Source organism: Brachybacterium aquaticum (assembly GCF_014204755.1).
Taxonomy (GTDB): Bacteria; Actinomycetota; Actinomycetes; order Actinomycetales; family Dermabacteraceae; genus Brachybacterium; species Brachybacterium aquaticum.
In genome coordinates this window covers 793,357-815,970 of record NZ_JACHLZ010000001.1, presented here as the reverse complement: position 1 = coordinate 815,970, position 22,614 = coordinate 793,357, and the positions used below count along the sequence as shown (strand labels likewise).

The following is a 22,614-nucleotide window of genomic DNA, read 5'->3' as shown; positions in this document are numbered from 1 at the left end:
TCAGCTCTCCGTGCCGGTCTCGAACCGGAAGCCGACTCCCCTCACCGTGGTGATCCGGCGCGGGTCGGTGGCGTCGTCGCCGAGCTTGCGACGCAGCCACGAGATGTGCATGTCCAGGGTCTTCGTGGAGCCCCACCATTCGGCGCCCCACACCTCGCGCATGAGGTCGTCGCGGGTGACGACGCTGCCGGCCTCGCGCACCAGCACGGTGAGCAGGTCGTACTCCTTGGCGGAGAGGCTCAGCTCCTCGCCGTCGGCGTAGGCGCGGCGCGCGGCGACGTCGAGGGTGACGCCGTTGACGTCGAAGCTGTCGCCGGTCTCCTCGGTCGCCTGGGAGCGCCGCATGAGGGCGCGGATGCGCGCCTGCAGCTCGCCGAGGCGGAAGGGCTTGGTGACGTAGTCGTCCGCGCCGGCGTCCAGCCCGACCACCGCGTCGACCTCGTCGGCCCGCGCGGTGAGGATCAGGATCGGCGACTCGAGGCCGCCCTTGCGCAGGCGCCGAGCGACCTCCAGACCGTCCAGGTCCGGCAGCCCGAGGTCCAGGATGACCAGGTCGATCGGGTCCGGACCGGCGGCGATGGAGAGCGCGTCCATGCCCCGCGAGGCGCGCGTGACGGTGTAGCCCTCACGGTCCAGAGCCCGGGAGAGCGGTTCAGCGATGGCCGAGTCGTCCTCGACGAGAAGCAGTCGTGTCACGTCAGCCATAGTACGTCCCGAGCTCACAGACCGAGATCCAGGGGTGCGGAGCTCTCCCGCGTCATCTCCTGGAGCTCGACGGTGCCGATGCCGTGGAGGTCCACGTCCTCGCCCTCGCCGAAGCCGAAGCCGCCGGGCAGCGCCTGGACGATCGCCTCGGCCGTCTCGCCGTCCACGAGCACCGCGCCCGGCCTGGCCACGGACTCCATGCGGGCGGCGAGGTTCACCGTCGGGCCGAACACGTCCCCGTACCGGGAGAACATCGACCCCCAGGCCATCCCCACCCGCACGGGCGGGAGCACGGGATCGGCGGTGATGGTCTCGGCGAGGCTCACCGCGATCTGCGCCCCGTCCTCGGGCGTGTCGGCCAGGAACATGATCTCGTCGCCGACGGTCTTGACCACGCGCCCGCCGCCCACGGAGATGATGTCGCGGCTGATCGACTCGAAGCGGCCCACCATGTCCGCGAGCTCGGCACCGGGGAGGTCCTGGGAGAGGCGGGTGAACTGGACGAGGTCGGCGAAGCCGACGGCGCGCTGGAGCGGGTACAGCTCGTCGGTGTCGCGGTGCAGCACCTCGCTCCCGGCCCGGGCGGCATAGGCGGCGAGCTGACGGCGGAAGGTGAACATCACCTGGGACTCGAAGGTCTCCAGCAGCTCGGGGATCTCCTCGAGCATCTGCTGGCGGGCCTGGGAGTCGTCGAGGCCGTCGGTGTTCTTCGCCTCGTCCACGAGCGCCTCGGTGATCCACATCGCCAGGCGCCCCATGTGGAAGCCCATGCCGCGGGAGATGGAGGCGAAGGCGCGCTCGGAGAGCACCCCGTCCTCGACGATGGCGGCGAGGTCGCCGATGGCCTGGGCGTCCTCGTCGGTGAACACCACCGTGTCCTCGTCCACCGGGGTGAAGCCGAGCGAGCGCCAGTACACCGAGGTGAGCCGCTCGGGGATGCCCTGCTGCTCGGCGAGGTCGCGCCGGGAGTACTTTCGCGGCCCCTGCAGCAGCACCTTCTCGAGCGCGCCGACGCTGCGTCGCACCGAGGCGAAGCGCCGGTTCAGGTCCAGGATCTCCCGGTCGTCGAGCGACCCGACGACCTCGTCCTCCGCGGTGAGGTCGGGCAGCTCCTGGGTGTGGGTGGGGACCGTGTCCACGGGCGCGAGCCGGTCCCCGGTGAGATCCTGCTCCTCCCCCGGGTCACGTCGGTCCAGATCCTCCATGCCGTCGGTCACCTCGTGCGTCCCTCGTGCTCCATGCTCGTCTCCTGCGGTCTGCTCGCCTCGCGGCGGTTGCTGGGTGGGGCGGCGTCCTGCGCTGCGGCGCGGGGGCGCGCGCTGTCGGCTGCCGATGGTCCTGCAGTGTTCTCGCCTGCGGTGTTCTCGCCTGCGGTGGTGGTCTCGTGCGCGGTCCCGGACGGCGCGTCCGGGCGCAGGTGCCTCACGTCGCCGACGTCCACGGCCGTCCGGCGCTCCCCCGTTCCCGAGTCGAGCACCAGGCGCCCGTACCCGTCGATGTCCCGGGCGATGCCGCGCAGTGCAGGAGGAGCGGACTGCGCTCCCCCTGCGCCGGTCTCCCCCAGAGGATCGACCCGCACAGCACGCCCGAGTGTGAGGCAGGACACAGTGTAGCGCCCACGGGTTCCCGCGTCGTCCCCGTCTCCCTGGGTGGACTCGAGCCTCTCCAGCTCGTCGCGCAGCGCCGCCACCAGCGCCTCCTCGAGAGCCTCGCGCAGCGCCCCGTCGGCAGGCGCCCCCGCCTCCTCCCGGATGCCGCCCTCCCCGCGCAGCCAGGCCGCGCCGGGGACGGGCGCGCCGTCGGCCCCCAGCACGGGGCCCCGCAGGTTCAGGCCGATGCCGATCAGCAGGTCGTGCGCGCCGCGGACCTCGACGAGGATGCCGCCGAGCTTGCGCCCGTCGGCCGTATGGAGGTCGTTGGGCCACTTGAGCCCCACGCGCACGCCGTCCTCGCCGGTGACGGGCACGACCGCGTCGAGGGCGCGCACCGCGGCGAGTCCGGCGGCGAGGGGGATCCAGCCACGCGCCTCGGGGGTGATCGCGGTGCGGTGCACGTGGGTCAGCGACAGGCTCGCCCCGTCGGGGCTCGCGAAGGCGCGGCCCAGGCGCCCGCGCCCGGCGGTCTGCCGGCGGGCGGTGAGGGTGAAGGGCGGGGCCTCGCCCGCGCGAAGGAACGCGGCGGCCTCGTCCTGGGTGGAGCCGACCGCGTCCCGGCGGTGGAGGACCGGGCCAGGAGCGTCCGCCCCGACCGGGTGCTGCGACATGTCTCGTCCCACCACTTCTGCCACCACGACCCTCCGTTCCTTCCCGCGTGTCGGAGCGCTCCATCCTCACGGTGCACACTGCGCCGACGCTGGGAGGGCGCTGGTGGTCCCGGGAGCGGCGGGCCACTGCCGGGGCCGACGCCGCGGCCGTCCCCGGGGCGGGGTCGGCCGCCGTCGGACCTGCGTAGCGTAGTATCCCGGTGTTCCGAATCCCCGTACCAGGACGGCCCCGCAGGCCGTTGCAGGAGGTCCCGTGACCGACGCCCCGCGGCCGCTCACCACCGCCCAGCGACTCGAGGACCTGCGCGAGCGCGACGCGGCCGCGGTCTCCGCGGCCGACGAGATCGCGGTCCAGAAGCAGCATGCGCGCGGCAAGAAGACCGCCCGCGAGCGCATCGCCGACCTGCTGGACGACGGCTCGTTCGTCGAGACCGACCGGTTCGTGCGCCACCAGGCGAGCAGCTTCGGCATCGATCGCAAGCGCCCCGACGGCGACGGCATCGTCACCGGCTACGGCACCATCGACGGCCGTCAGGTGTGCGTGTACTCCCAGGACTTCACCGTGTTCGGCGGCTCCCTCGGCGAGGCGCACGGCCGCAAGATCCAGAAGATCCAGGACCTCGCCCTGCGCACCGGTGTGCCGATCATCGGCATCCTCGACGGCGGCGGCGCCCGCATCCAGGAGGGCGTGGCGTCGCTGGCCATGTTCGCCGGGATCTTCCGCCGCAACACTCGCGCCTCCGGCGTGATCCCGCAGATCTCGCTGATCATGGGCCCGGCCGCGGGCGGCGCCGTGTACTCCCCGGCGCTGACCGACATCATCGTGATGGTCGAGAAGACCTCGCACATGTTCATCACCGGCCCGGACGTGATCCGCACGGTCACCGGCGAGGACGTGGGCTTCGAGGAGCTGGGCGGTGCACGCACCCACTCCACCCGCTCGGGCGTGGCGCACTACATGGCGCCCGACGAGGCCGAGGCGATCGAGTACGTCAAGGACCTGCTCTCCTACCTCCCGGCCAACACCCTCACCCCGGCCCCGTCCTTCCCGGTGCGGATCGAGGAGAGCCGCACCCCGGCGGACTCGGCGCTGGACACCCTGGTGCCCGACTCCCCCAACCAGCCCTACGACATGCTCACGGTGATCCGCACCGTGCTGGACGACGAGGAGTTCCTCGAGGTCCAGCCGATGTTCGCCCGCAACGTCGTGGTCGGGTTCGGCCGCGTGGAGGGCTCGAGCGTCGGGATCATCGCCAACCAGCCCTCGCACCTGGCCGGCACCCTGGACATCGACGCCTCCGAGAAGGCGGCGCGGTTCGTGCGCCTGTGCGACGCGAACAACATCCCGGTCCTCACCTTCGTGGACGTTCCCGGATTCCTGCCCGGCACCGAGCAGGAGTACGGCGGGATCATCCGCCGCGGCGCGAAGCTGCTGTACGCCTATGCCGAGGCGACCGTCCCGCTGATCACCCTGATCACCCGCAAGGCCTACGGCGGCGCGTACATCGTGATGGGCTCCAAGGAGCTCGGCGCGGACGTGAACCTCGCCTGGCCCACCGCCCAGATCGCGGTGATGGGCGCCCAGGGCGCCGTGAACATCCTCCACCGCGGCGACCTGCGGAAGGTCTCCGAGGAGGGCGGGGACGTCGCCGCCGAGCGCGCCCGCTACGAGGCCGAGTACGAGGAGCAGTTCGCCACCCCGTACACCGCGGCCGAGCGCGGCTGGATCGACGGCGTCATCCAGCCGGCCGACACGCGCCTGGAGATCTCCCGCGCCCTGCGCGCGCTGCGCACCAAGCGCGACTCCCTGCCCACCAAGAAGCACGGGAACATCCCGCTGTGAGCACGCAGCAGAGCGGCGCGTCGGCCGACGCGAGCGCGACCGCGCAGGGCGCGTCGGCCGCGAAGGGACCGTCGGCCGACGGGTCCGCCGCCGAGGCGGCCCCCCGCTCCGATGTGCGCCTGGTCGCCGGGCGCCTCGCGGCCGACGAGCTCGCGGCGATCGCCGTGGTCGTCTCCGCCATGAGCGTGACCAGCCGGCTCGAGGCCGAGGAGCGCTCGCTCGCCGAGGGACTCGGCGGCGAGAGCGGCTGGACCTCCCCGGTGCACACCCACGCCCGCGGGCACGCCCAGCGCCTGCACCCCTCCGCCTCCGCCTGGCTCCACGCCGACCGCTGAGCGGCCGGTCCGTGCCGGGCCGTGCAGAGCGAGGGCGCCGCACGACCTAGACTGCCGAGCATGTCGAGCCCCACCCCGGCCACCGGCCGCACCCCCTCCGCCCTGGACGCCCTGGCGAACGACTACGTCGACCGCCTCGCCGCGAAGGACCCGTTCCTGGCCACGCAGCTGGGGATCGCGGGCCATGACGGGGAGGTCACCGACCACTCCCCCGCCGCGGTCGCCGAGCGCGACGACCTCGCCCGAGAGCTGCTCGCCGCGATCGCGGAGGTCCCCGACGCCGACGAGGTCGACACCGTCACCCGCGCCGCCCTGCAGGAACGGCTCGGCCTCGAGCTCGAGGCCGCCCCGACCCGGCTCGGCATCGCCGCCGTCAACAACCTCGCCTCCGTGCTGCAGTCACGCGACGTGCTGGACCTGATGCCCACCGACACCGCCGAGGACTGGCAGGTGCTCGCCGAGCGCATGGACGGCTTCCCGCGCTCGCTGTCCACCTGGGCCGAGTCGCTGCGCGAGGCCGCGGCCTCCGGCGTCCTCTCCTCCCGCCGCCAGCTCGTGCTCGGCGCCGAGCAGGCCCGCGGCTACGCCGAGGACGGCGGCTTCTTCGACACCTTCGCAGGCGAGGCCGTCGGCGACGACGCCCAGCGGCGCCAGGTGCGCCATGCCGCCGACGCGGCCCGCGCCGCCTACCGCGAGCTCGCGGGCGTCCTGGACGAGCTCGCCCCGCAGGCGCCCGAGGCCGACGCGGTGGGCCGGGACGTCTACCGCCTCGCCTCCCGCACGTACCTGGGCACCGAGGTGGACCTCGAGGAGACCTATGCGTGGGGCATCGAGGAGCTGCGCGCGATCATCGCCGAGCAGGAGCAGGTCGCCACGCGCCTGAACGAGCGCTACGGCACCGGCGGCGGCAGCTCCGTCGCCGCCGCGAAGGAGGCGCTGAACGCGGACCCGGCGCGCCTGCTGCACGGCACCGATGCGCTCCAGGCGTGGATGCAGGACCTCTCCGACACCGCCGTGCGCGACCTCGCCGGCACCCACTTCGACATCCCCGAGCCCCTGCACCGCCTCGAGTGCCGCATCGCCCGCACCGGCTCCGGCGGCATCTACTACACCGGCCCCAGCGAGGACCTCACCCGGCCCGGCCGCATGTGGTGGGACGTGCCCGAGGGCACCGAGGAGTTCCGCACCTGGGAGCAGACCACGACCGTCTATCACGAGGGCGTCCCCGGCCATCACCTCCAGGTGGGCGTGCAGACGATGCAGACGAAGGCGCTGAACCGCTGGCGCGCGATGCTGTGCTGGGTCTCCGGGCACGGCGAGGGCTGGGCGCTGTACGCCGAGCGGCTCATGGAGCAGCTGGGCTACCTCGAGGACGACGGCGACCGCATGGGCATGCTGGACGCGCAGCGCTTCCGCGCCGGCCGCGTGGTCCTGGACATCGGCCTGCACCTGGGGCTGCCGATGCCGACGGGCCTGCCCGGGGCTGACGGCGGTGCCTGGGACGAGGGCACCGCCTGGGAGTTCATGACCGCGAACTGGGGCATGGAGGAGGCCGAGCGCCGCTTCGAGCTGAACCGGTACCTCGGCTGGCCCGGCCAGGCCCCGTCCTACAAGGTCGGCCAGCGCACCTGGGAGCAGATCCGCGACCGCGTCACCGCCGCCGACTCCTCTCCCCAGGCGGTGCGCGACTTCCACCGCCGCGCCCTGGAGCTGGGCAGCCTGCCGCTGTCGGTCCTGGAGGGAGCGCTGTGACCGCCCCGGACGAGGCTGCGCTGATCGAGGACGGCGGGCTCGACCACGACCCGCTGCTGCTGCTCGCCTCCGCCTCCGCGGGACGCCGGGCGACCCTGCGCGCAGCCCGCATCGAGCACTCCGCCCTGCCCGTGGACCTCGACGAGGACGCGATCCTCGCCGCGGCCCGCGAGGCCGCCGGGGACGAGCCCCTCTCCCCCGCCGAGGAGGTGCTGCTGCTGGCCCGCGAGAAGGCGCTCACGGCGACCGCCCGCAGCGGCTGCGGGTACGTGGTGCTCGGCTGCGACTCGATGCTGGAGCTCGACGGCGAAGCGATCGGCAAGCCGCTGACCGCCGAGCGCGCCGCCGCGCGCTGGCGGGCCATGCGCGGCCGCACCGGCGTGCTGCACTCCGGGCACTGGATCGTGGACGACCGCGACGAGGAGGACGGCGGCACGGGCGCGACCTTCGGCGCGACCGCGAGCTGCTCGCTGACCTTCGCCGACCTCTCCGACGAGGAGATCGACGCCTACGTCGCCACCGGTGAGCCGCTCGGCGTCGCGGGCGGCTTCACCATCGACGGCCGCGGCGGTCCCTTCATCGAGCACCTCGAGGGCGACCCGCACGCCGTCGTCGGCCTCTCCCTGCCGCTGCTGCGCCGGATGCTCGGCGAGATCGGGCTCGGCATCCACGAGCTGTGGGAGGACGACGCTACCGAGGACGAGCCCCCGTCGGCCGCGAGCCCGTCGGCTGACGCTCCCACGGACACGACCCCGTCGGACCCTGCGGCTCCCTGAGCCGCCTCGGTACTAGACTCGGCCTCTGCCGTCTCCCGGAAGGAACCTCCGCCCCATGGCCCCTCGCTCCGCCAAGCCCCGCCCCCTGTCCACGGTGCTCATCGCCAACCGTGGGGAGATCGCGGTGCGTGTCGCCCGGGCCTGCAGGGACGCCGGCCTGCGCTCCATCGCGGTGTACGCCGACCCGGACCGGGACGCGCTGCACACCACGATCGCCGACGAGGCCTACGCCCTCGGCGGCACCACCGCCGCGAGCTCCTACCTGGTGGTCGACAAGATCCTGGACATCGCCCACCGCTCCGGGGCGGATGCGGTCCATCCCGGCTACGGCTTCCTCTCCGAGCGCGCCGACTTCGCCCAGGCCGTCATCGACGCGGGCCTGACCTGGATCGGGCCGCCGCCCGAGGCGATCGAGAAGCTCGGCGACAAGGTCTCCGCCCGCCACATCGCCCAGAAGGCCGGCGCGCCCCTGGTCGCCGGCACCAAGGACCCGGTCAAGAGCTCCGACGAGGTCGTCGACTTCGCCCGCGAGCACGGCCTGCCCATCGCGATCAAGGCCGCCTTCGGCGGCGGCGGCCGCGGCCTGAAGGTCGCGCGCGAGGAGGGCGAGGTCCGCGAGCTGTTCGACTCCGCCGTGCGCGAGGCGACCGCCGCCTTCGGTCGCGGCGAGTGCTTCGTGGAGCGCTACCTGGACGCGCCCCGCCACGTGGAGACCCAGTGCCTGGCCGACCAGTACGGCAACGTGCAGGTCGTCTCCACCCGCGACTGCTCCCTGCAGCGCCGCCACCAGAAGCTCGTCGAGGAGGCCCCCGCGCCCTTCCTCACCTCCCAGCAGAACGCGCAGCTGGTCTCCTCCTCCAAGGCGATCCTGCGCGAGGCCGGGTACGTGGGTGCCGGCACCTGCGAGTTCCTCGTGGGCAAGGACGGCACCATCTCCTTCCTCGAGGTCAACACCCGCCTCCAGGTCGAGCACCCCGTGACCGAGGAGGTCGCGGGCGTGGACCTGGTGCGCGAGCAGCTGCGCATCGCCGCCGGCGAGCGCATCTCCAGCGAGGACCCCGTCACCCGCGGGCACTCCTTCGAGTTCCGCATCAACGGCGAGGATCCCGGCCGCGGCTTCATGCCCGCCCCGGGCCGCATCACCCGCTACGACGTGCCCTCCGGCCCGGGCGTGCGCGTCGAGTCCGGCGTCCGCGCGGGCGACGAGGTCTCCGGCGCCTTCGACTCGATGCTCGCCAAGCTCGTGGTCACCGGCGCGACCCGCCAGGAGGCGCTCGAGCGCTCCCGCCGGGCGCTGGCCGAGTTCCGCATCGACGGGATCCCGACCGTGCTGCCGTTCCATCGCGTGGTGGTCGAGGACCCGGCCTTCGCCCCGGCCGATCCCGAGGAGCCCTTCGAGGTCCACACCCGCTGGATCGAGACCGACTTCGCCGGCGACCTGCCGGCCGCGCCGCTGCCGGCCCAGCCGGAGGAGCCCGAGGACCGCGAGTCGGTGGTCGTCGAGGTCGACGGCCGACGGGTCGAGATCAGCCTGCCCGCCTCCCTGCGCGCCCCGCAGGCCGCCGTGCGCCAGCGCCGCAAGCGCCAGCACCGCGGCGGCGACGTGGTCGCGAGCGGCAACAGCGTGGCCGCCCCCATGCAGGGCACGATCGTGAAGGTCGTCGCCGAGGATGGCCAGCACGTCGCCGACGGCGACCTGCTCGTGGTGCTCGAGGCGATGAAGATGGAGCAGCCCATCACCGCGCCCCGCTCGGGCGTGGTCAAGGGCCTGAACGCCGAGATCGGCGCGACCGTCTCCGCGGGCGCCGTGCTCTGCTCGATCGAGGACTGACCCGGGGCGGGGCGCCCCGCCCTCACCCCTCCTGCGAGAGCACCTGGCGACGGGCCACCTCGGCGAGGGAGCCGGTGAGCGAGGGGTAGACGGTGAACGTGCCGGCGACCTGCTCGGCCGTGAGCCGGTGGGTGACGGCGAGGGTGAGCGGCAGGATCAGCTCGCTCGCGCGCGGGGCGACCACCACCGCGCCGAGCACGGTGTGGGAGTCGGGGCGCACGAACAGCTTCACGAACCCCTCCGTGATGCCCTGCATCTTGGCGCGCGGGTTGGTGTCCAGGCCCAGCACGAGCACCTCGGCGTTCACGTCGCCTGCACGCACGTCCTCCTCGCTCACGCCCACCACCGCGATCTCGGGACTGGTGAAGATGGCGGAGGAGATGTGGGAGGTGATCAGCGGGTTCACCGCGTCCCCGAGCGCGTGGTGCATCGCGATCCGCCCCTGCATCGCCGCGACGGACGCGAGCGGGTACACGCCGGTGCAGTCCCCGGCGGCGTAGATGCCGCGCACGGAGGTGCGCGAGACCCGGTCGGTCTCGATGTGGCCGCTCTCGCGCACCCGCACCCCCGCGGTGAACAGACCCAGGTCCGCGGTGTTCGGAATCCCCCCGAGCGCCATGAGGACGTGACTGCCGGTGATCTCCTCGCCGGTGGTGAGGGTGACGACCACACCGTCCTCGCTGCGGCGGGCGGCCGCGGCGCGGGAGCGCGAGCGCACGGTGACGCCGCGGCGGGCGAAGGCGTCCTCGAGCACGTCGGCGGCGTCGGCGTCGGTGCCGGGCAGCACCTTGTCGCGGGAGGAGACGAGGGTGACCTCGCTGCCGAGGGAGCGGTAGGCGCTGGCGAACTCGGCACCGGTGACGCCCGACCCGACCACGATCAGGTGCTCGGGCAGGGACTCCAGCGCATACAGCTGGGTCCAGTTCAAGATCCGCTCCCCGTCGCAGGGGGCGTCGGCGAGCTCGCGGGGACGGGCGCCGACGGCCAGCAGGATCACGTCGGCCTCCAGGACCCGCACGCTGCGCCCCTCGTCGTCGAGCACCTCGACCCGGTCGGGACCGTCCAGCCGGCCGCGCCCGTGGACGACCTCCACCCCCTCCGCCAGGAGGCTCGCGCGGATGTCCTCGGACTGCGCGGCGGCGAGGCTCTGCACGCGGGCGTTGACCGCGGAGAGGTCGACGTCCAGGGTCTCGGCGGTGGGGGCGGCGCCGGTGTCCGCGTCGCGGATCCCGAGGCGCTGGGACCCGGCGACCTGGTCGAGCACCTCGGCGGTGGCGATGAGGGTCTTGGAGGGGACCACGTCGGTGAGCACGGCCGCGCCGCCCACGCCGCGGTCCTCGATGAGCACGGTCTCGGCGCCGTGCCGGGCCGCCGTCAGCGCTGCCTCGTACCCTCCGGGGCCGCCGCCCATGATCACCACCCTCGAATGATCGCCGGTGATGGGCACGCGTCGGGAGTCGCGCGGCAGTGCGGTGGTCGGATCGCTCACCCGGCCCATTGTGGCAAAACCCGAGGTGACGGGGGACCTTTTCCGGGGGAACTCCGCCCCGTCCGGGTGTGCCGAGGGCGCGTCTGCGCTACCTTCACCCCATGACTTCTCACGCCACCGACCCGTACCAGCTCGCCCGCGACGCCGCCGCCGCGATCGCCGAGGCCAGCGGCGTCGCCTCCCACGATCTCGCCCTCGTGCTCGGCTCCGGCTGGTCCGGCGCCGCGGACCTGCTCGGCGAGACCGTGTGGCAGGCCGACGCGACCTCCATCCCCGGCTTCCGCCCGCCCGCCGTCGCCGGGCACGTGGGCACCCTGCGCTCGATTCGCATCGAGGGCTCGGGCGCGAGCGCCCTGGTGCTCGGCGCGCGCACCCACTTCTACGAGGGCGCGGGCGTGCAGGCGGTCGTGCACGGCGTGCGCACCGCCGCCGCGACCGGTGCCCGCACCATGGTGCTGACCAACGGCTGCGGCGGCATCGACCCGTCCTGGACGCCCGGCACCCCGGTGCTGATCCGCGACCAGATCAACTTCACCGGCGCCACCCCGCTGGTGGGCGCGAACTTCGTGGACCTCACCGACCTGTACACCCCGGCGCTGCGGCAGATCGCCCACGAGGTCGACCCGAGCCTCGACGAGGGTGTGTACATGCAGTTCTCCGGCCCCACCTACGAGACCCCGGCCGAGGTGCAGATGGCCAAGGCCGTCGGCGCGCACCTGGTGGGCATGTCCACCGCGCTCGAGGCGATCGCCGCCCGTGAGGCCGGCATGGATGTGCTGGGCATCTCGCTGGTCACCAACCTCGCCGCCGGCATCAGCGGCGACGCCCTCAGCCACGAGGAGGTCCTCGAGGCCGGGCGCGAGGCCGGGCCGCGCATCTCCCGCCTGCTCGCCGAGACGGTGCGTCGCATCACCGCCGGCGCGGCCGACGGGGGCGCGGCATGAGCTGCCTCGATGCGGCCCTGCGCGCCCGGGTCGAGGAGTGGATCGCCGACGATCCCGACCTCGCCACCCGCGCCGCGCTCGAGAGCCTGCTCGAGCAGGCCGACGCCGGCAGCGCTCCCGCTGTCGAGGAGATCCGCGACGCCTTCGCCGGGGACCTCGAGTTCGGCACCGCCGGGCTGCGCGGTCGCATGGCCCCGGGACCGAACCGCATGAACCTCGCGGTGGTCTCCCGCGCCGCCCGCGGCCTCGCCGACCACCTCACCGGCGACCTCGGGCTCGAGGAGCCCCTGGTGGTGATCGGCTTCGACGCCCGCCACCACTCCGCCGACTTCGCCCACGCCTCCGCCGAGATCATGACGGCGGCCGGATGCCGGGTGCACCTGCTGGAGCGCCACGGCCCTACCCCGCTGATCGCCTTCGCGGTCCGGCACCTCGGCGCGGACGCCGGCATCGTCGTGACCGCCTCGCACAACCCGCCCGCGGACAACGGCTACAAGGTCTACCTCGGCGGTCGCGCCTCCGCGCGGGACGGCCAGGGCGTGCAGATCGTGCCCCCGTCGGACGCACAGATCGCGGCGCGCATCGCCGCCGTCGGCCCCGTGCGCGGGATCGAGCGGGCGGAGTCGGGCTGGGAGACCCTCGGCGAGCAGCTGCGCGAGGACTACCTCGCCGCGATCTGCGCGCTGCCGGACCTGGACGGGCCGCGCGACGTGCGGATAGTGCACACCGCCATGCACGGCGTGGGCACCGAGACCGCGCTCGCGGCCCTGCACCGCACCGGCTTCGCCGAGGTGCACCCCGTCGCCAAGCAGGCCGACCCCGACCCCGACTTCCCCACCGTCGCCTTCCCGAACCCGGAGGAGCCCGGCGCGATCGACCTCGCGCTCGAGCTCGCCCGCACCCTCGAGGCCGACGTGGTCATCGCGAACGATCCTGATGCGGATCGCTGCGCCGCCGCGGTGCTCGACCCGCACCTCGGCGACTGGCGGATGCTGACTGGCGACGAGCTCGGGGTGCTGCTGGGCGATCACCTGATCCGTCGCCACGGCTATGCGGGGACGGTCGCGAACTCAGTCGTCTCGAGCCGCTGGCTGGGACGGATCGCGCAGGCAGCGGGGCTCGAGGCCGCGACGACGCTCACCGGCTTCAAGTGGATCGCCCGTGCGCCCGGGATCGTGTTCGGCTACGAGGAGGCGATCGGCTACTGCGTGCTGCCGGAGGTGGTCCGCGACAAGGACGGCCTGTCCGCGGCGCTCATGGTCGCCGAGATGGCGGCGCTCGCCCGCGCCGAGGGCACCACCCTGGTCGGACGCCTGGACGAGCTCGCCCGTGAGCACGGCCTGTTCGCGACCTCGCAGCTCTCGCTGCGGGTCACGGAGCTCGCCGAGCGGGACGTGATGATGGCGCGGCTGCGCGCCGAGCCGCCCGCGGCACTCGCGGGCGCCGAGGTCACCACGGTGCAGGACCTCGCCGAGGGCTCGGCGGAGACCACCGGCCTGCCGGCGACCGACGGGGTGCAGCTCGCCGCCGCCGACGACGCGCGCGTGATCGTCCGCCCCTCCGGCACGGAGCCCAAGCTCAAGTGCTACATCGAGGTGCGCGAGGAGGTCCCCGCCGGGGCCGACGAGGCGGCGCTGGGCGAGGTGCGCCGTGCGGCCTCGGCGCACCTCGAGCAGATCACTGAGGACATGCGCCGCGCGCTCACCGGAGCCTGAGCCTGCCTCGCGTCCGCCCCGGAGGACGGGGCGGACGCGGCTCCGCGCAGGAGCGGTGCAGCGCCCGACCGGCCCGGCGTCCGAGCGGTCCGCCCGATGCGGCTCAGCCCCGTGCGCGCCGCCGTGCCCTGCGGGCGGAGGCCAGGGAGGCGGCCGCGACGATCAGGGCGAGCGCAGTGACGACGCCCGCGGCCACCAGCAGCCAGCCGACGGGGAAGCCCGCGAAGGTGACGATCTCGGTGACCGTGTAGGTGGGCACGACGTGGTCCGCCTCCGGGTCCGGGCCGAAGGTGAAGTCCTCGCTGAAGGATCCAGGCTCGCCGGAGATGTCGAACTCGGTGACGATCCGATGGCGGGTCTCGTCCTCGATGCCGTCCGCGGCCTCTGCTGCCGCGGTGCCGGTCAGCTCGCGCAGCGTCGGATCGCTCCAGTCCCAGTCCCAAAGGGTCGGGTCGGCGATCCACGGCCGCTGGACGCGCTGCCCGTCGACGGAGCCGTCGGTGCGCCGCATCGGCTGGTCGGAGAGCACGAACAGCGAGAGGCTCTGGCGCTGCGTCGCGGCCTGGGAGAAGCGCATCGGGTAGACGAGCTCGTCGCTCGGGAAGTCGATCCGGAGCGGCTCCATCTCGCCGCCGAGCTCGGCGTCGGCGGCGTAGCGCACCGCGGTGAACACCCAGCCCTCCTCGGCGTACGGGTCCAGCAGCACGGAGACGGAGTCGGTCAGCTCGTAGCCGTTCTCGGCGAGCCAGGTCCGCACCGAGTCGGCGCCGCCCTCGAGCACGGCGACGTCGTAGTCCCCCACCCGGGACTGCTCATGCACTGTGACGCCCGTGCCTCCCGTCGGCGCGCTGCCCCCCGGCGCCCCGGACCCAGCGAGGAAGGGATTGTCGCCCCACAGGTCGTACTCGACCTCCTCGCGCGGCGCGGTCGCCGTCTGCATCTCGCGCAGCGTCCCGGAGGAGGCGGCGCTCACCTCCGGCACGGACGGGGTGGGCATCAGCAGGGTCGACCCGGTGCGCGTGCCGTCCAGGGCCAGGCCCATGATGATCGTCTCGACCCCGTCGTCCAGGGACAGGATCGCCGTCTCCCGCAGCACACCGGCGTCGGTGCGCTGGTCGACGGGGTCGAAGAACGCCCCGCAGGCGCAGGCCCCGGCCGGGTTCGCGGCGCCCAGCAGGAGCTGGGCGAGCACGAGCATCCCCGTCAGCGCAACGGCGAGGAGCCGCCGTCGGCCCCGCCCCAGAGCATCGAGCAGTCGTCGGTCGTCGTTCATCACGATCCCCCTCGTGGTCCCCTCCCGCGCGCCCTCACGACGCGCAGGTCATGCTCCCGGGCCGGTCGGCGGACGCCCGCCCGCTCGCCGGCCCGGATCCGGCTCGGAGCCGGCTGCTCAGTACCCGCTGCCGGTGCCGCCCTCGAGGATGGCCTTGGAGGAGGACAGGCCCAGCCGACTCGCGCCCGCGGCGACCATGGCCTCGGCCGCCTCGCGGGTGCGGATCCCGCCGGAGGCCTTGACGCCGAGGCGGTCGTCGACGGTCTCGCGCATGAGCGCCACGGCGTGCTCGGAGGCGCCGCCGGCGGGGTGGAAGCCCGTGGAGGTCTTCACGAAGTCGGCACCCGCCTCGGCGGCGGCGCGGCACACGCCCACGATCTGCTCGTCGTTCAAGGCCGCGGACTCGATGATCACCTTCAGCACCACGGGGGCCGGAGCGGCCTCGCGCACGGCACGGATCTCGTCCTGCACGGCGCCGAACTCTCCGGCGCGGGCGAGGCCGACGTTGATGACCATGTCGACCTCGTCGGCGCCCTTGGCGACCGAGTCGGCGGCCTCGGCGGCCTTGATCGACGGGGCGTGCTGCCCGGAGGGGAAGCCGCAGACGGTGGCGACCTTGACGGTCGTCTCCACCGGCAGCATCGAGGGCGAGACGCAGATGGAGTAGGTGCCGAGAGCCTCGGCCTCGCGGGCCAGGGCGTCCACGTCGGCGCGGGTGGCCTCGGGCTTGAGCAGGGTGTGGTCGATGAGCTTAGCGAGCTGGGCGTTCTCGAGTGCGGTCATGACCGGAATCCTCCCACGAGCGTGGGCGTGACGGACACCGCACGCGCACCTCTCCACCTATCTGATCGGTTGCTCGGCATCCGGCGCGACGCGGCTCCCCCGCTTCTCGCGCCCCGACCGTGAGAAGGAGAACGCGTCGATGACGACGTCCCACAGCTCGACGCCGAGCGGATCCGCCCGCGCCGCCGGGCACACCCCCGCCGAGCACACCCCCGACACCCCCACCGGCACGATCATCGCCAAGGGCGTGGACCCCTACCTGGTCGACGGCTCCCAGATCGCCGAGCCGCCCACCACCCTGCGCGGCAAGCTGAAGTTCCTCGGCCCCGGCATGATCACCTCCGCGGCCGTGGTCGGCTCCGGCGAGCTGCTCACCGCCACCACCCTCGGCGCGACCGTCGGCTTCATGCTGCTGTGGCTCGTGCTGGTCTCCACCTTCCTCAAGGTGTGGGTCCAGATCGAGCTGGCCCGCTGGTCGATCTCCACCGGCCGCACGGCCGTGGACGGCTACGACGACGTGCCCCCGCGGATCGGGAAGCGCGGCTGGATCTCCTGGCTGCAGCTGCTGATGTTCCTGCAGTTCTTCATCGGCCAGGCCGGTGTCATCAGCGCCTCCGCCTTCGCCTTCTCCTCGCTGTTCCCGATCGGGCCGGAGCCGTACTCGCTGCTCTCGATCGGCACCTGGGTCGCGATCCTCGTGGTCGTCGCGATCGCCATCCACTCCTTCAACCGCTACGCGGTCGTGGAGCGCATCTCCACCGTGCTCGTGCTGCTGGTGACCCTGTTCGCGATCGTCATGGTGTTCCTGCTGCAGGGCACCGACTTCGCCTGGACCCTCGGCGACCTCGGCGACGGCATGCGCTTCCAGATCGCGGCAGGCTCCATCGGCGTCGCGATCGCGATGTTCGGCATGACCGGCGTCGGCGCGGGCGAGACCACCGCTTACACCTACTGGGTCGTGGAGAAGGGCTACGCCGCCTGGACCGGCCCGAACGACGGTTCCGAGTCGTGGGTCTCCCGCGCCCGCGGCTGGATCTCCGTGATGAAGGTCGACGCCTGGGTCTCCTGGATCGTCTACATCGCCTCTACCGCCGCGTTCTACATCCTCGGCGCCGCCGTGCTGCACCCCCAGGGCCTGATCCCCAAGGGCAACGACGTGATGGTGACGATCTCCTCGATCTTCGACTCGGCCGTGGGCACCTGGGGCGGCGTGCTGTTCCTGCTCGGCGCGGGCCTGGCGCTGTTCAAGACGATCCTCGCCAACGTCCCGAGCCTCGGCCGCATCACCGGCCAGACCCTCGCCGTCTTCGGAGCCTACGACTGGAAGGACCAGGTCGCCCGTGACCGCTGGCAGCGCGTGATCATGATCGTGCTGCCGGTGGGCTGGGGCCTGCTGGGCACCATCGCCTCCTCGCCGCTGCTGCTGGTGATCATCGCCGGCATCCTCAATGCCGTGTACCTCATCGGTGCGGCGATCGCGACGGTGTACCTCGCCCGCACGCAGACCGATCCGCGGATCCGCGACGGCCGACCCACCGAGGTCATGCTGTGGATCTCCGCCGCGGCGATCACCGCGGTGGGCGTCATCGGACTGGTCAATGCCTTCTGATCCCGTCCCCTCCGGCGCGGGGAGGGGCCCGTCGGCCGACGGGCCCGCCCCGGCCGGCGCGGTGCCGACCGGCGCCGCGCCGGGCCTCGGCGACACGGCGTGGCGCTATCTCACCGCTCCGACCGCCGCGGACTCCTCGGCGCTCAGCCGGGACACCCTGGTGGGCCAGGCCCGCCAGGCGGTGCTGGACCTCATCGACGCCGACGGGCTCGAGGCCGGGGACGCCCTTCCCTCGGTCGGCGCGCTCTCCGAGCGCTTCGGCTGCTCGAAGGCCGTGGTGCGCGAGGCGCTCAGCGCCCTCGGCGCGCTGGGGATCATCGAGATCGCCAACGGCCGTGCCGCGCGGGTGCGCCCGCCGGACACGGCGCTGGTGCGCTTCTACCTCTCCCGGGCGCTGCGCGGCGCCCCCGGGGAGGGCTTCTCGACCCTGATGGACCTGCGCTCCCCGCTCGAGGTGCGCGCCGCCGCGCTCGCCGCGACCCGATTGGGTCGCGGTGGGGCCCCGTCGGCCGACGGGGCGGGGACCGACGGCGGGTCCGACGGGCTCGGGCCGGCCGACGCAGTCGTGCCGGCCGACGGGATCGAGGCCGAGCGCGCCGAGCTCACCGCGCTGCTGGCGCGGATGGGCGAGGCGCTCGGGGACTCCGAGGAGTACCCGCGCCTGGACCTGCAGCTCCATGCGACGATCGCCCGGCTCTCGGCCAGCCCCGCCCTGCAGGGCGTGCTGGACGCGGTGAGCGTGCCGCTGTTCCGCGCGATGCGCGAGCTGCGCGTGACCCGCGAGGCCCGCGGACTCGTGGGCGTCGAGCACACCGAGCACACGCGCATCGTCGAGGCGATCCTCGCCGGTGACGCCGAGGCGGCCGCCGCCGCGATGGCCGAGCACATGGCGGCGGTCGAAGCCTTCGACGATGTTGGGACCACGAACCGCTCCGGCACCACGGACCGCACCAGCACCACGGACCCCGCCGTCGCCTCCCCCGACCTCTCCTGACCACCCGATCGCGGACCCGGTCCGCAGAAAGGACGCGCGTCATGCGCTCCCTCGAGATCAACGCCCCCATGGACCTCCGACTCGTCGAGAAGGAGGTGACCTTCCCCGGCGCCGGGCAGGTGCGCATCGCCGTCGAGTACGGCGGCATCTGCGGCTCCGACCTCGGGTACTGGAAGAAGGGCATCTCCGGCACCGCCGTCATGAAGCGCCCCTTCGTGCTCGGCCACGAGATCTCCGGCCGCATCGAGGAGCTCGGCGAGGGCGTCACCGGCCTCGCCGTCGGTCAGGGCGTCACCGTCCACCCGGCCCGCACCCAGGGCGAGCTGCCCGAGCGCCTCGTCGGCCGCGAGAACCTCCACCCGCATCTGACCTACTTCGGCTCCGCCGCGCAGGACCCCCACACCGACGGGGCGTTCTCCGAGTCGATCACCGTGGACGCCGACCAGGTCGTCATCCTGCCCGAGGGGCTCTCCACCCGTCGCGCCGTGCTCGCCGAGCCGTTGGCCGTGGCGATGCACGCCGTGCACCGCGCGGGCGACGTGGCCGGCAAGCACGTGCTGGTCAGCGGCTGCGGCCCCGTCGGCCTGTTGGTGGTCCTCGCGGCCCGCGCCGCGAGCGCCGCCCGCATCACCGCCGTGGACCTCGCCGAGACCGCGCGCGAGCGCGCCCTGGCCCTCGACGCGGACGTCGCCACCGACACCACCGACGGCATGGACGAGCAGATCACCGTCGCCTTCGAGGCCTCCGGCGCCCCCGCCTCGCTCGACGGGATCCTGCGCAACATCTCGCGCGCCTCCACCGTGGTGCAGGTCGGCAACCTGCCGCCCACCCCGGTCAGCGTGGCCCTGGGCCCGATCGTGTCCAAGGAGATCGACTACCGCGGCACGTACCGCTTCGTCACCGAGATCGAGGACGCGGTGGCGCTGCTGGCCTCGAGCGACGTGGCCGAGCAGGTCATCAGCGACGAGTTCCCGCTGGACGATGCGACCGCCGCCTTCGAGGCGGCCGCCGGCCGCGGCAGCAGCAAGGTCGTGCTCACCTTCTGAGCAGGCCTCGGTGCGCCTCCGGACGGGCGCGCCACGGACGGCGCCCGTTCCGGGTTCCACGGAGCCCGGGGACGGGGGCCCTCCGCATGAGCGACGGGGCCGTCGGCGTCCGGGACGGACTGCCCGCTCGCCTAGACTCGTGGTCCATGACCGCACCTGCTGACCGTCCCCGCCCGCCGCGCCGGATCGTACTGGTGGCCGGGCCGTCCGGCAGCGGCAAGGGCGTGATGTCGCGGCGGTCCGGGCTGCCGACGGTGCCGCTGGACGAGTTCTACCGCGATCACGACGACCCCTCGCTCCCCCACCGCTTCGGGATCGTGGACTGGGACGACACCGCCTCCTGGAACGGTGGCGCGGCGCTCGAGGCCCTGGTCGCCCTCGCGCACGACGGCGTGGCCGAGGTGCCCGTCTACTCGATCCCCGAGTCCCGGCGGCTCGGCACCACGACCCTGGATGCGTCGGACGCGGACCTGATCATCGCCGAGGGGATCTTCGCCGCCGAGCTGATCGCCCCGCTCGCCCGGCTCGGGCTGATGGCCGACGCGATCGTGCTGCAGCGCCCGGTGCCGGTGGTGTTCTCCCTGCGCCTCGCGCGGGACCTGCGCGAGGGCCGGAAGGCACCGCTGACCCTGCTGCGCCGCGGCTGGGCGCTGGCCGGGGAGCAGAAGGGCGACATCCGGCGCTGGCTGGAGGCGGGCATGCGCCCCGTCGGCCTGCACCAGGGCACCGCGCTGCTGCAGCGGCTGACGTGCCTCGCCGCCGCGGAGCGTCACCACCACCGTCCGGGATCTCCGGCCTCGGTGCTGGAGATCACCGCGGTCGCCTTCGTGCGCGAGGGCGCGGCCGGAACCGAGCTGCTCGCCGTGCGCAAGCGCGGCACCGGCTCCTACATGCAGGTCGGCGGGAAGCTCGAGCCCGGTGAGAGCGCCCGGGAGGCGGCGCTGCGGGAGGTGGCCGAGGAGATCGGCGTGACCCTCGAGGAGTCGGACCTCGAGCCGCTCGGCGAGTTCGAGGCGGTCGCGGCGAACGAGCCCGGTACCCGGGTGCGCTCGACCGTGTTCCGCTGCGCCGCCGCCCTGCCCGAACCGCTCGAGGTGCGGGCCGAGCTCGCCGAGCATCGCTGGATCCCGCTGGACGGCCCCACCGGAGCTGCTGGCTCCGGGGGCTCTGCGCGGCTCGCGCCGCTGATGACCGAGCACATCATGCCGACCCTGCGTCGAGGCTGACACTCCCAGGGAGGACTGCGGCCCGAGCAGCGAGCAGGGCCGAGCAGCGCATTGCGCAGCCGCTCGGGCCCTCTCTCCTGGACTGCCGCCGCTCAGGCGATGCGGTCCAGCACGATCCGCCGCTCGGGCAGCTCCGTGCCCGGTGCGGCGAGCGTCCAGGAGCCCTCGATCGCCTCGAGGGCGCGGCCGACGCGCTCGGGGGTGTCGGTGTGGAGGCGGGCGAGGACGTCCCCGGCCTTCACCTCGTCGCCGAGGTGCTTCTCGATCTCGACGCCGGCGGCGGCCTGCACGGCCTCGCCGGGGCGGGAGCGGCCCGCGCCGAGGCGCCAGGCGGCCACGCCCACGCCCATGGCGTCCAGGCCCGTCACCACGCCGTCCTCGGTGGCGCGCAGCTCCTCGACGTGCTTCGCGACCGGCAGCGGGGCGTCCGCGTCGCCGCCCTGCGCGGCGATCATGGCGCGCCAGGTGTCCATGGCGCGGCCGTCCTTGAGTGCGGCCTCCACGTCGGCGTCGCGCACCCCGGCGGCCTCGAGCATCTCGCGGGCGAGCGCCACGGTGAGCTCGACGACGTCGGCGGGGCCGCCGCCGGCGAGGACCTCGAGGGACTCGCGCACCTCGAGGCCGTTGCCGGCGGTGCGGCCGAGCGGCGCGGACATGTCGGTGAGCAGGGCGACGGTGCGCACCCCGGCGTCGGTGCCGAGGTCGACCATGGTGCGGGCGAGCTCGCGGGCGTCGGCCTCGTCCTTCATGAAGGCGCCCGCGCCGGTCTTCACGTCCAGCGTGAGCGCGGCGGTGCCCTCGGCGATCTTCTTGGACATGATCGAGGAGGCGATCAGCGGGATCGCCTCGACGGTACCGGTGACGTCGCGCAGGGCGTAGAGCTTCTTGTCCGCGGGGGCCAGGCCCGAGCCGGCCGCGCAGATCACGGCACCGACCTCGTCGAGCTGGCGCATCATCTCGTCGTTCGTGAGCGAGGCGCGCCAGCCGGGGATCGCCTCGAGCTTGTCGAGGGTGCCGCCGGTGTGGCCGAGCCCGCGGCCGGACAGCTGCGGCACGGCCACGCCGAAGGAGGCGACCAGGGATGCGAGGGGCAGGGTGATCTTGTCACCGACGCCGCCGGTGGAGTGCTTGTCGGTGGTGGGCTTGGAGAGGGCCTGGAAGTCCATCCGCTCGCCGCTGGCGATCATGGCGGCGGTCCAGCGGGCGATCTCCTCGCGCTCCATGCCGTTGAGGAACACGGCCATGGCGAGCGCGGCCATCTGCTCCTCGGCGACGACGCCGCGGGTGTACGCGTCGATCACCCAGTCGATCTGCTCGGGGCTGAGCCGCTGGCGGTCGCGCTTGGTGCGGATCACGTCGACGGCGTCGAAGGGCTCGACGGCGGAGGCGGGTGCGGTCTGGTCTGCGGAGGTCATCGGGGCTCCTCGGGTCAGGGGCTGGGAGTCGGACGGTCGAGATTCGGACAGTCGGGAGCCGGGCGGCGTGCGGCGGAGCGACGGACTGGCGGGGATCGCGCTCAGAGGGCGAGGTCGGCCGGTCCGAAGGCCTGCGGGAGGACCTCGTCCATGCTGCGCGGCCCCTCGGGGGTGAGGATCACGAAGCCCTCCCCGGCGTGCTCGGAGAGCAGCTGGCGGCAGCGGCCGCAGGGCATGACCACGTCGCGCGCGTCGCGGGAGAGGTGCTCGTCGCCGCCCACGCACACGAAGCGGGAGAGCTTCCCGCCGCCGCCGGCGATCAGCTCGCTGATCAGTCCGCACTCGGCGCACAGGGTCACGCCGTAGCCGGCGTTCTCGACGTTGCAGCCGCGCACCAGACGGCCGTCCGCGGTGAGGGCCGCGGCACCGACGCGGAAGTGCGAGTAGGGGGTGTAGGCCCGCTCGGCGATCTCGCGGGCCTCGGCCAGCAGGGTCCGGAACTCGGCGGGGACGGTCGGCGCCTGCGGCGCCCGGTCGCTCGGGGTCATGTGCTCGATGCTCTCACTGCGGGAGGGGTCGTGGGGACGAACGCGCCGCGCCCCGGAGCTCCGGGAC

Annotated in this window: 19 protein-coding genes; 11 read left to right on the top strand and 8 right to left on the bottom strand. The window is 73.7% G+C overall.

Annotated elements, in window-relative coordinates:
- Genes HNR70_RS03600 through HNR70_RS03590 form a run of 3 tightly spaced genes read right to left on the bottom strand, consistent with a single transcriptional unit; the run spans window position 1 to window position 2,968 of the window.
- The gene (locus HNR70_RS03600; RefSeq protein ID WP_221421086.1) at window positions 1-705 is read right to left on the bottom strand and encodes a response regulator transcription factor; all 705 of its coding nucleotides are present in this window, start codon (window positions 703-705) and stop codon (window positions 1-3) included.
- A gap of 14 nt (window positions 706-719) precedes the next feature.
- Window positions 720-1,922 carry an adenylate/guanylate cyclase domain-containing protein gene (locus HNR70_RS03595; protein WP_312857554.1) on the bottom strand — a complete coding sequence of 401 codons (1,203 nt, stop codon included), beginning with the start codon at window positions 1,920-1,922 and terminating at the stop codon, window positions 720-722.
- The gene (locus HNR70_RS03590) at window positions 1,919-2,968 is read right to left on the bottom strand and encodes a biotin--[acetyl-CoA-carboxylase] ligase (RefSeq protein WP_184324445.1); all 1,050 of its coding nucleotides are present in this window, start codon (window positions 2,966-2,968) and stop codon (window positions 1,919-1,921) included. The genes HNR70_RS03595 and HNR70_RS03590 overlap by 4 nt, the downstream gene beginning before the upstream one ends.
- 253 nt (window positions 2,969-3,221) lie before the next feature.
- Here HNR70_RS03590 and HNR70_RS03585 point away from each other — a divergent pair, with 253 nt between their 5' ends.
- The 5 genes from HNR70_RS03585 to HNR70_RS03565 are packed head-to-tail and all read left to right on the top strand — an operon-like array spanning window position 3,222 to window position 9,505.
- A complete protein-coding gene (locus tag HNR70_RS03585; RefSeq protein ID WP_184324444.1) occupies window positions 3,222-4,811 on the top strand; it encodes an acyl-CoA carboxylase subunit beta in 1,590 nt (529 codons plus the stop codon).
- The gene (locus tag HNR70_RS03580; protein ID WP_184324443.1) at window positions 4,808-5,146 is read left to right on the top strand and encodes a hypothetical protein; all 339 of its coding nucleotides are present in this window, start codon (window positions 4,808-4,810) and stop codon (window positions 5,144-5,146) included. Before HNR70_RS03585 ends, HNR70_RS03580 begins: the two co-directional genes overlap by 4 nt.
- A gap of 60 nt (window positions 5,147-5,206) precedes the next feature.
- The gene (locus HNR70_RS03575) at window positions 5,207-6,898 is read left to right on the top strand and encodes a DUF885 domain-containing protein (RefSeq protein WP_184324442.1); all 1,692 of its coding nucleotides are present in this window, start codon (window positions 5,207-5,209) and stop codon (window positions 6,896-6,898) included.
- Window positions 6,895-7,674, top strand: a complete 780-nt coding sequence (locus HNR70_RS03570) for a Maf family protein (protein ID WP_312857553.1) — start codon at window positions 6,895-6,897, stop codon at window positions 7,672-7,674. The genes HNR70_RS03575 and HNR70_RS03570 overlap by 4 nt, the downstream gene beginning before the upstream one ends.
- Before the next feature lie 55 nt (window positions 7,675-7,729).
- Window positions 7,730-9,505, top strand: a complete 1,776-nt coding sequence (locus tag HNR70_RS03565) for an acetyl/propionyl/methylcrotonyl-CoA carboxylase subunit alpha (protein ID WP_221421085.1) — start codon at window positions 7,730-7,732, stop codon at window positions 9,503-9,505.
- A 22-nt stretch (window positions 9,506-9,527) separates the two neighbouring features.
- Here the strand turns inward: HNR70_RS03565 and HNR70_RS03560 are convergent, their stop codons facing one another.
- Window positions 9,528-10,994 carry an NAD(P)H-quinone dehydrogenase gene (locus tag HNR70_RS03560; protein ID WP_312857552.1) on the bottom strand — a complete coding sequence of 489 codons (1,467 nt, stop codon included), beginning with the start codon at window positions 10,992-10,994 and terminating at the stop codon, window positions 9,528-9,530.
- Window positions 10,995-11,095: 101 nt separating this feature from the next.
- Between HNR70_RS03560 and HNR70_RS03555 the strand changes: the two genes are divergently transcribed.
- Both HNR70_RS03555 and HNR70_RS03550 read left to right on the top strand, forming a co-directional pair.
- Window positions 11,096-11,938 carry a purine-nucleoside phosphorylase gene (locus HNR70_RS03555; RefSeq protein WP_184324440.1) on the top strand — a complete coding sequence of 281 codons (843 nt, stop codon included), beginning with the start codon at window positions 11,096-11,098 and terminating at the stop codon, window positions 11,936-11,938.
- Window positions 11,935-13,653 carry a phospho-sugar mutase gene (locus tag HNR70_RS03550; protein ID WP_184324439.1) on the top strand — a complete coding sequence of 573 codons (1,719 nt, stop codon included), beginning with the start codon at window positions 11,935-11,937 and terminating at the stop codon, window positions 13,651-13,653. The genes HNR70_RS03555 and HNR70_RS03550 overlap by 4 nt, the downstream gene beginning before the upstream one ends.
- A 103-nt stretch (window positions 13,654-13,756) precedes the next feature.
- On the opposite strand, the gene HNR70_RS03545 is transcribed toward HNR70_RS03550, so the two are convergent.
- Window positions 13,757-14,926, bottom strand: a complete 1,170-nt coding sequence (locus tag HNR70_RS03545) for a DUF2330 domain-containing protein (RefSeq protein ID WP_184324438.1) — start codon at window positions 14,924-14,926, stop codon at window positions 13,757-13,759.
- A 117-nt stretch (window positions 14,927-15,043) separates the two neighbouring features.
- Window positions 15,044-15,709, bottom strand: a complete 666-nt coding sequence (gene deoC, locus HNR70_RS03540) for a deoxyribose-phosphate aldolase (RefSeq protein ID WP_184324437.1) — start codon at window positions 15,707-15,709, stop codon at window positions 15,044-15,046.
- 139 nt (window positions 15,710-15,848) lie between these two features.
- Between deoC and HNR70_RS03535 the strand changes: the two genes are divergently transcribed.
- From HNR70_RS03535 to HNR70_RS03520, 4 genes are all read left to right on the top strand, one after another.
- Entirely contained in the window at window positions 15,849-17,318 is a 1,470-nt protein-coding gene (locus tag HNR70_RS03535; protein ID WP_184324436.1) for an Nramp family divalent metal transporter, read from the top strand.
- Complete coding sequence (locus HNR70_RS03530; RefSeq protein WP_184324435.1) at window positions 17,308-18,312, top strand: FadR/GntR family transcriptional regulator; 1,005 nt, start codon at window positions 17,308-17,310, stop codon at window positions 18,310-18,312. The genes HNR70_RS03535 and HNR70_RS03530 overlap by 11 nt, the downstream gene beginning before the upstream one ends.
- A 41-nt stretch (window positions 18,313-18,353) precedes the next feature.
- Window positions 18,354-19,358 carry an L-idonate 5-dehydrogenase gene (locus HNR70_RS03525; RefSeq protein WP_184324434.1) on the top strand — a complete coding sequence of 335 codons (1,005 nt, stop codon included), beginning with the start codon at window positions 18,354-18,356 and terminating at the stop codon, window positions 19,356-19,358.
- Window positions 19,359-19,504: 146 nt separating this feature from the next.
- Window positions 19,505-20,584, top strand: coding sequence for an NUDIX domain-containing protein (locus tag HNR70_RS03520; RefSeq protein ID WP_184324433.1), 1,080 nt, complete (start codon window positions 19,505-19,507; stop codon window positions 20,582-20,584).
- 92 nt (window positions 20,585-20,676) lie between these two features.
- Here the strand turns inward: HNR70_RS03520 and HNR70_RS03515 are convergent, their stop codons facing one another.
- Both HNR70_RS03515 and HNR70_RS03510 read right to left on the bottom strand, forming a co-directional pair.
- Window positions 20,677-21,999, bottom strand: a complete 1,323-nt coding sequence (locus HNR70_RS03515) for a thymidine phosphorylase (protein ID WP_184324432.1) — start codon at window positions 21,997-21,999, stop codon at window positions 20,677-20,679.
- A 101-nt stretch (window positions 22,000-22,100) separates the two neighbouring features.
- Window positions 22,101-22,547, bottom strand: a complete 447-nt coding sequence (locus HNR70_RS03510; RefSeq protein ID WP_184324431.1) for a cytidine deaminase — start codon at window positions 22,545-22,547, stop codon at window positions 22,101-22,103.
- Between the last annotated feature and the right edge of the window lie 67 nt (window positions 22,548-22,614).

What these genes read in the sequence shown, in the direction of transcription:
- HNR70_RS03535 (WP_184324436.1), top strand. Translation starts at nt 15,849, where the DNA reads ATGACGACGTCCCACAGCTCGACGCCGAGCGGATCCGCCCGCGCCGCC.
- HNR70_RS03530 (WP_184324435.1), top strand. Translation starts at nt 17,308, where the DNA reads ATGCCTTCTGATCCCGTCCCCTCCGGCGCGGGGAGGGGCCCGTCGGCC.
- HNR70_RS03515 (WP_184324432.1), bottom strand. Translation starts at nt 21,999, where the DNA reads ATGACCTCCGCAGACCAGACCGCACCCGCCTCCGCCGTCGAGCCCTTC.
- HNR70_RS03550 (WP_184324439.1), top strand. Translation starts at nt 11,935, where the DNA reads ATGAGCTGCCTCGATGCGGCCCTGCGCGCCCGGGTCGAGGAGTGGATC.
- deoC (WP_184324437.1), bottom strand. Translation starts at nt 15,709, where the DNA reads ATGACCGCACTCGAGAACGCCCAGCTCGCTAAGCTCATCGACCACACC.
- HNR70_RS03555 (WP_184324440.1), top strand. Translation starts at nt 11,096, where the DNA reads ATGACTTCTCACGCCACCGACCCGTACCAGCTCGCCCGCGACGCCGCC.
- HNR70_RS03600 (WP_221421086.1), bottom strand. Translation starts at nt 705, where the DNA reads ATGGCTGACGTGACACGACTGCTTCTCGTCGAGGACGACTCGGCCATC.
- HNR70_RS03525 (WP_184324434.1), top strand. Translation starts at nt 18,354, where the DNA reads ATGCGCTCCCTCGAGATCAACGCCCCCATGGACCTCCGACTCGTCGAG.
- HNR70_RS03510 (WP_184324431.1), bottom strand. Translation starts at nt 22,547, where the DNA reads ATGACCCCGAGCGACCGGGCGCCGCAGGCGCCGACCGTCCCCGCCGAG.
- HNR70_RS03520 (WP_184324433.1), top strand. Translation starts at nt 19,505, where the DNA reads ATGACCGCACCTGCTGACCGTCCCCGCCCGCCGCGCCGGATCGTACTG.
- HNR70_RS03565 (WP_221421085.1), top strand. Translation starts at nt 7,730, where the DNA reads ATGGCCCCTCGCTCCGCCAAGCCCCGCCCCCTGTCCACGGTGCTCATC.
- HNR70_RS03590 (WP_184324445.1), bottom strand. Translation starts at nt 2,968, where the DNA reads ATGTCGCAGCACCCGGTCGGGGCGGACGCTCCTGGCCCGGTCCTCCAC.
- HNR70_RS03575 (WP_184324442.1), top strand. Translation starts at nt 5,207, where the DNA reads ATGTCGAGCCCCACCCCGGCCACCGGCCGCACCCCCTCCGCCCTGGAC.
- HNR70_RS03545 (WP_184324438.1), bottom strand. Translation starts at nt 14,926, where the DNA reads ATGAACGACGACCGACGACTGCTCGATGCTCTGGGGCGGGGCCGACGG.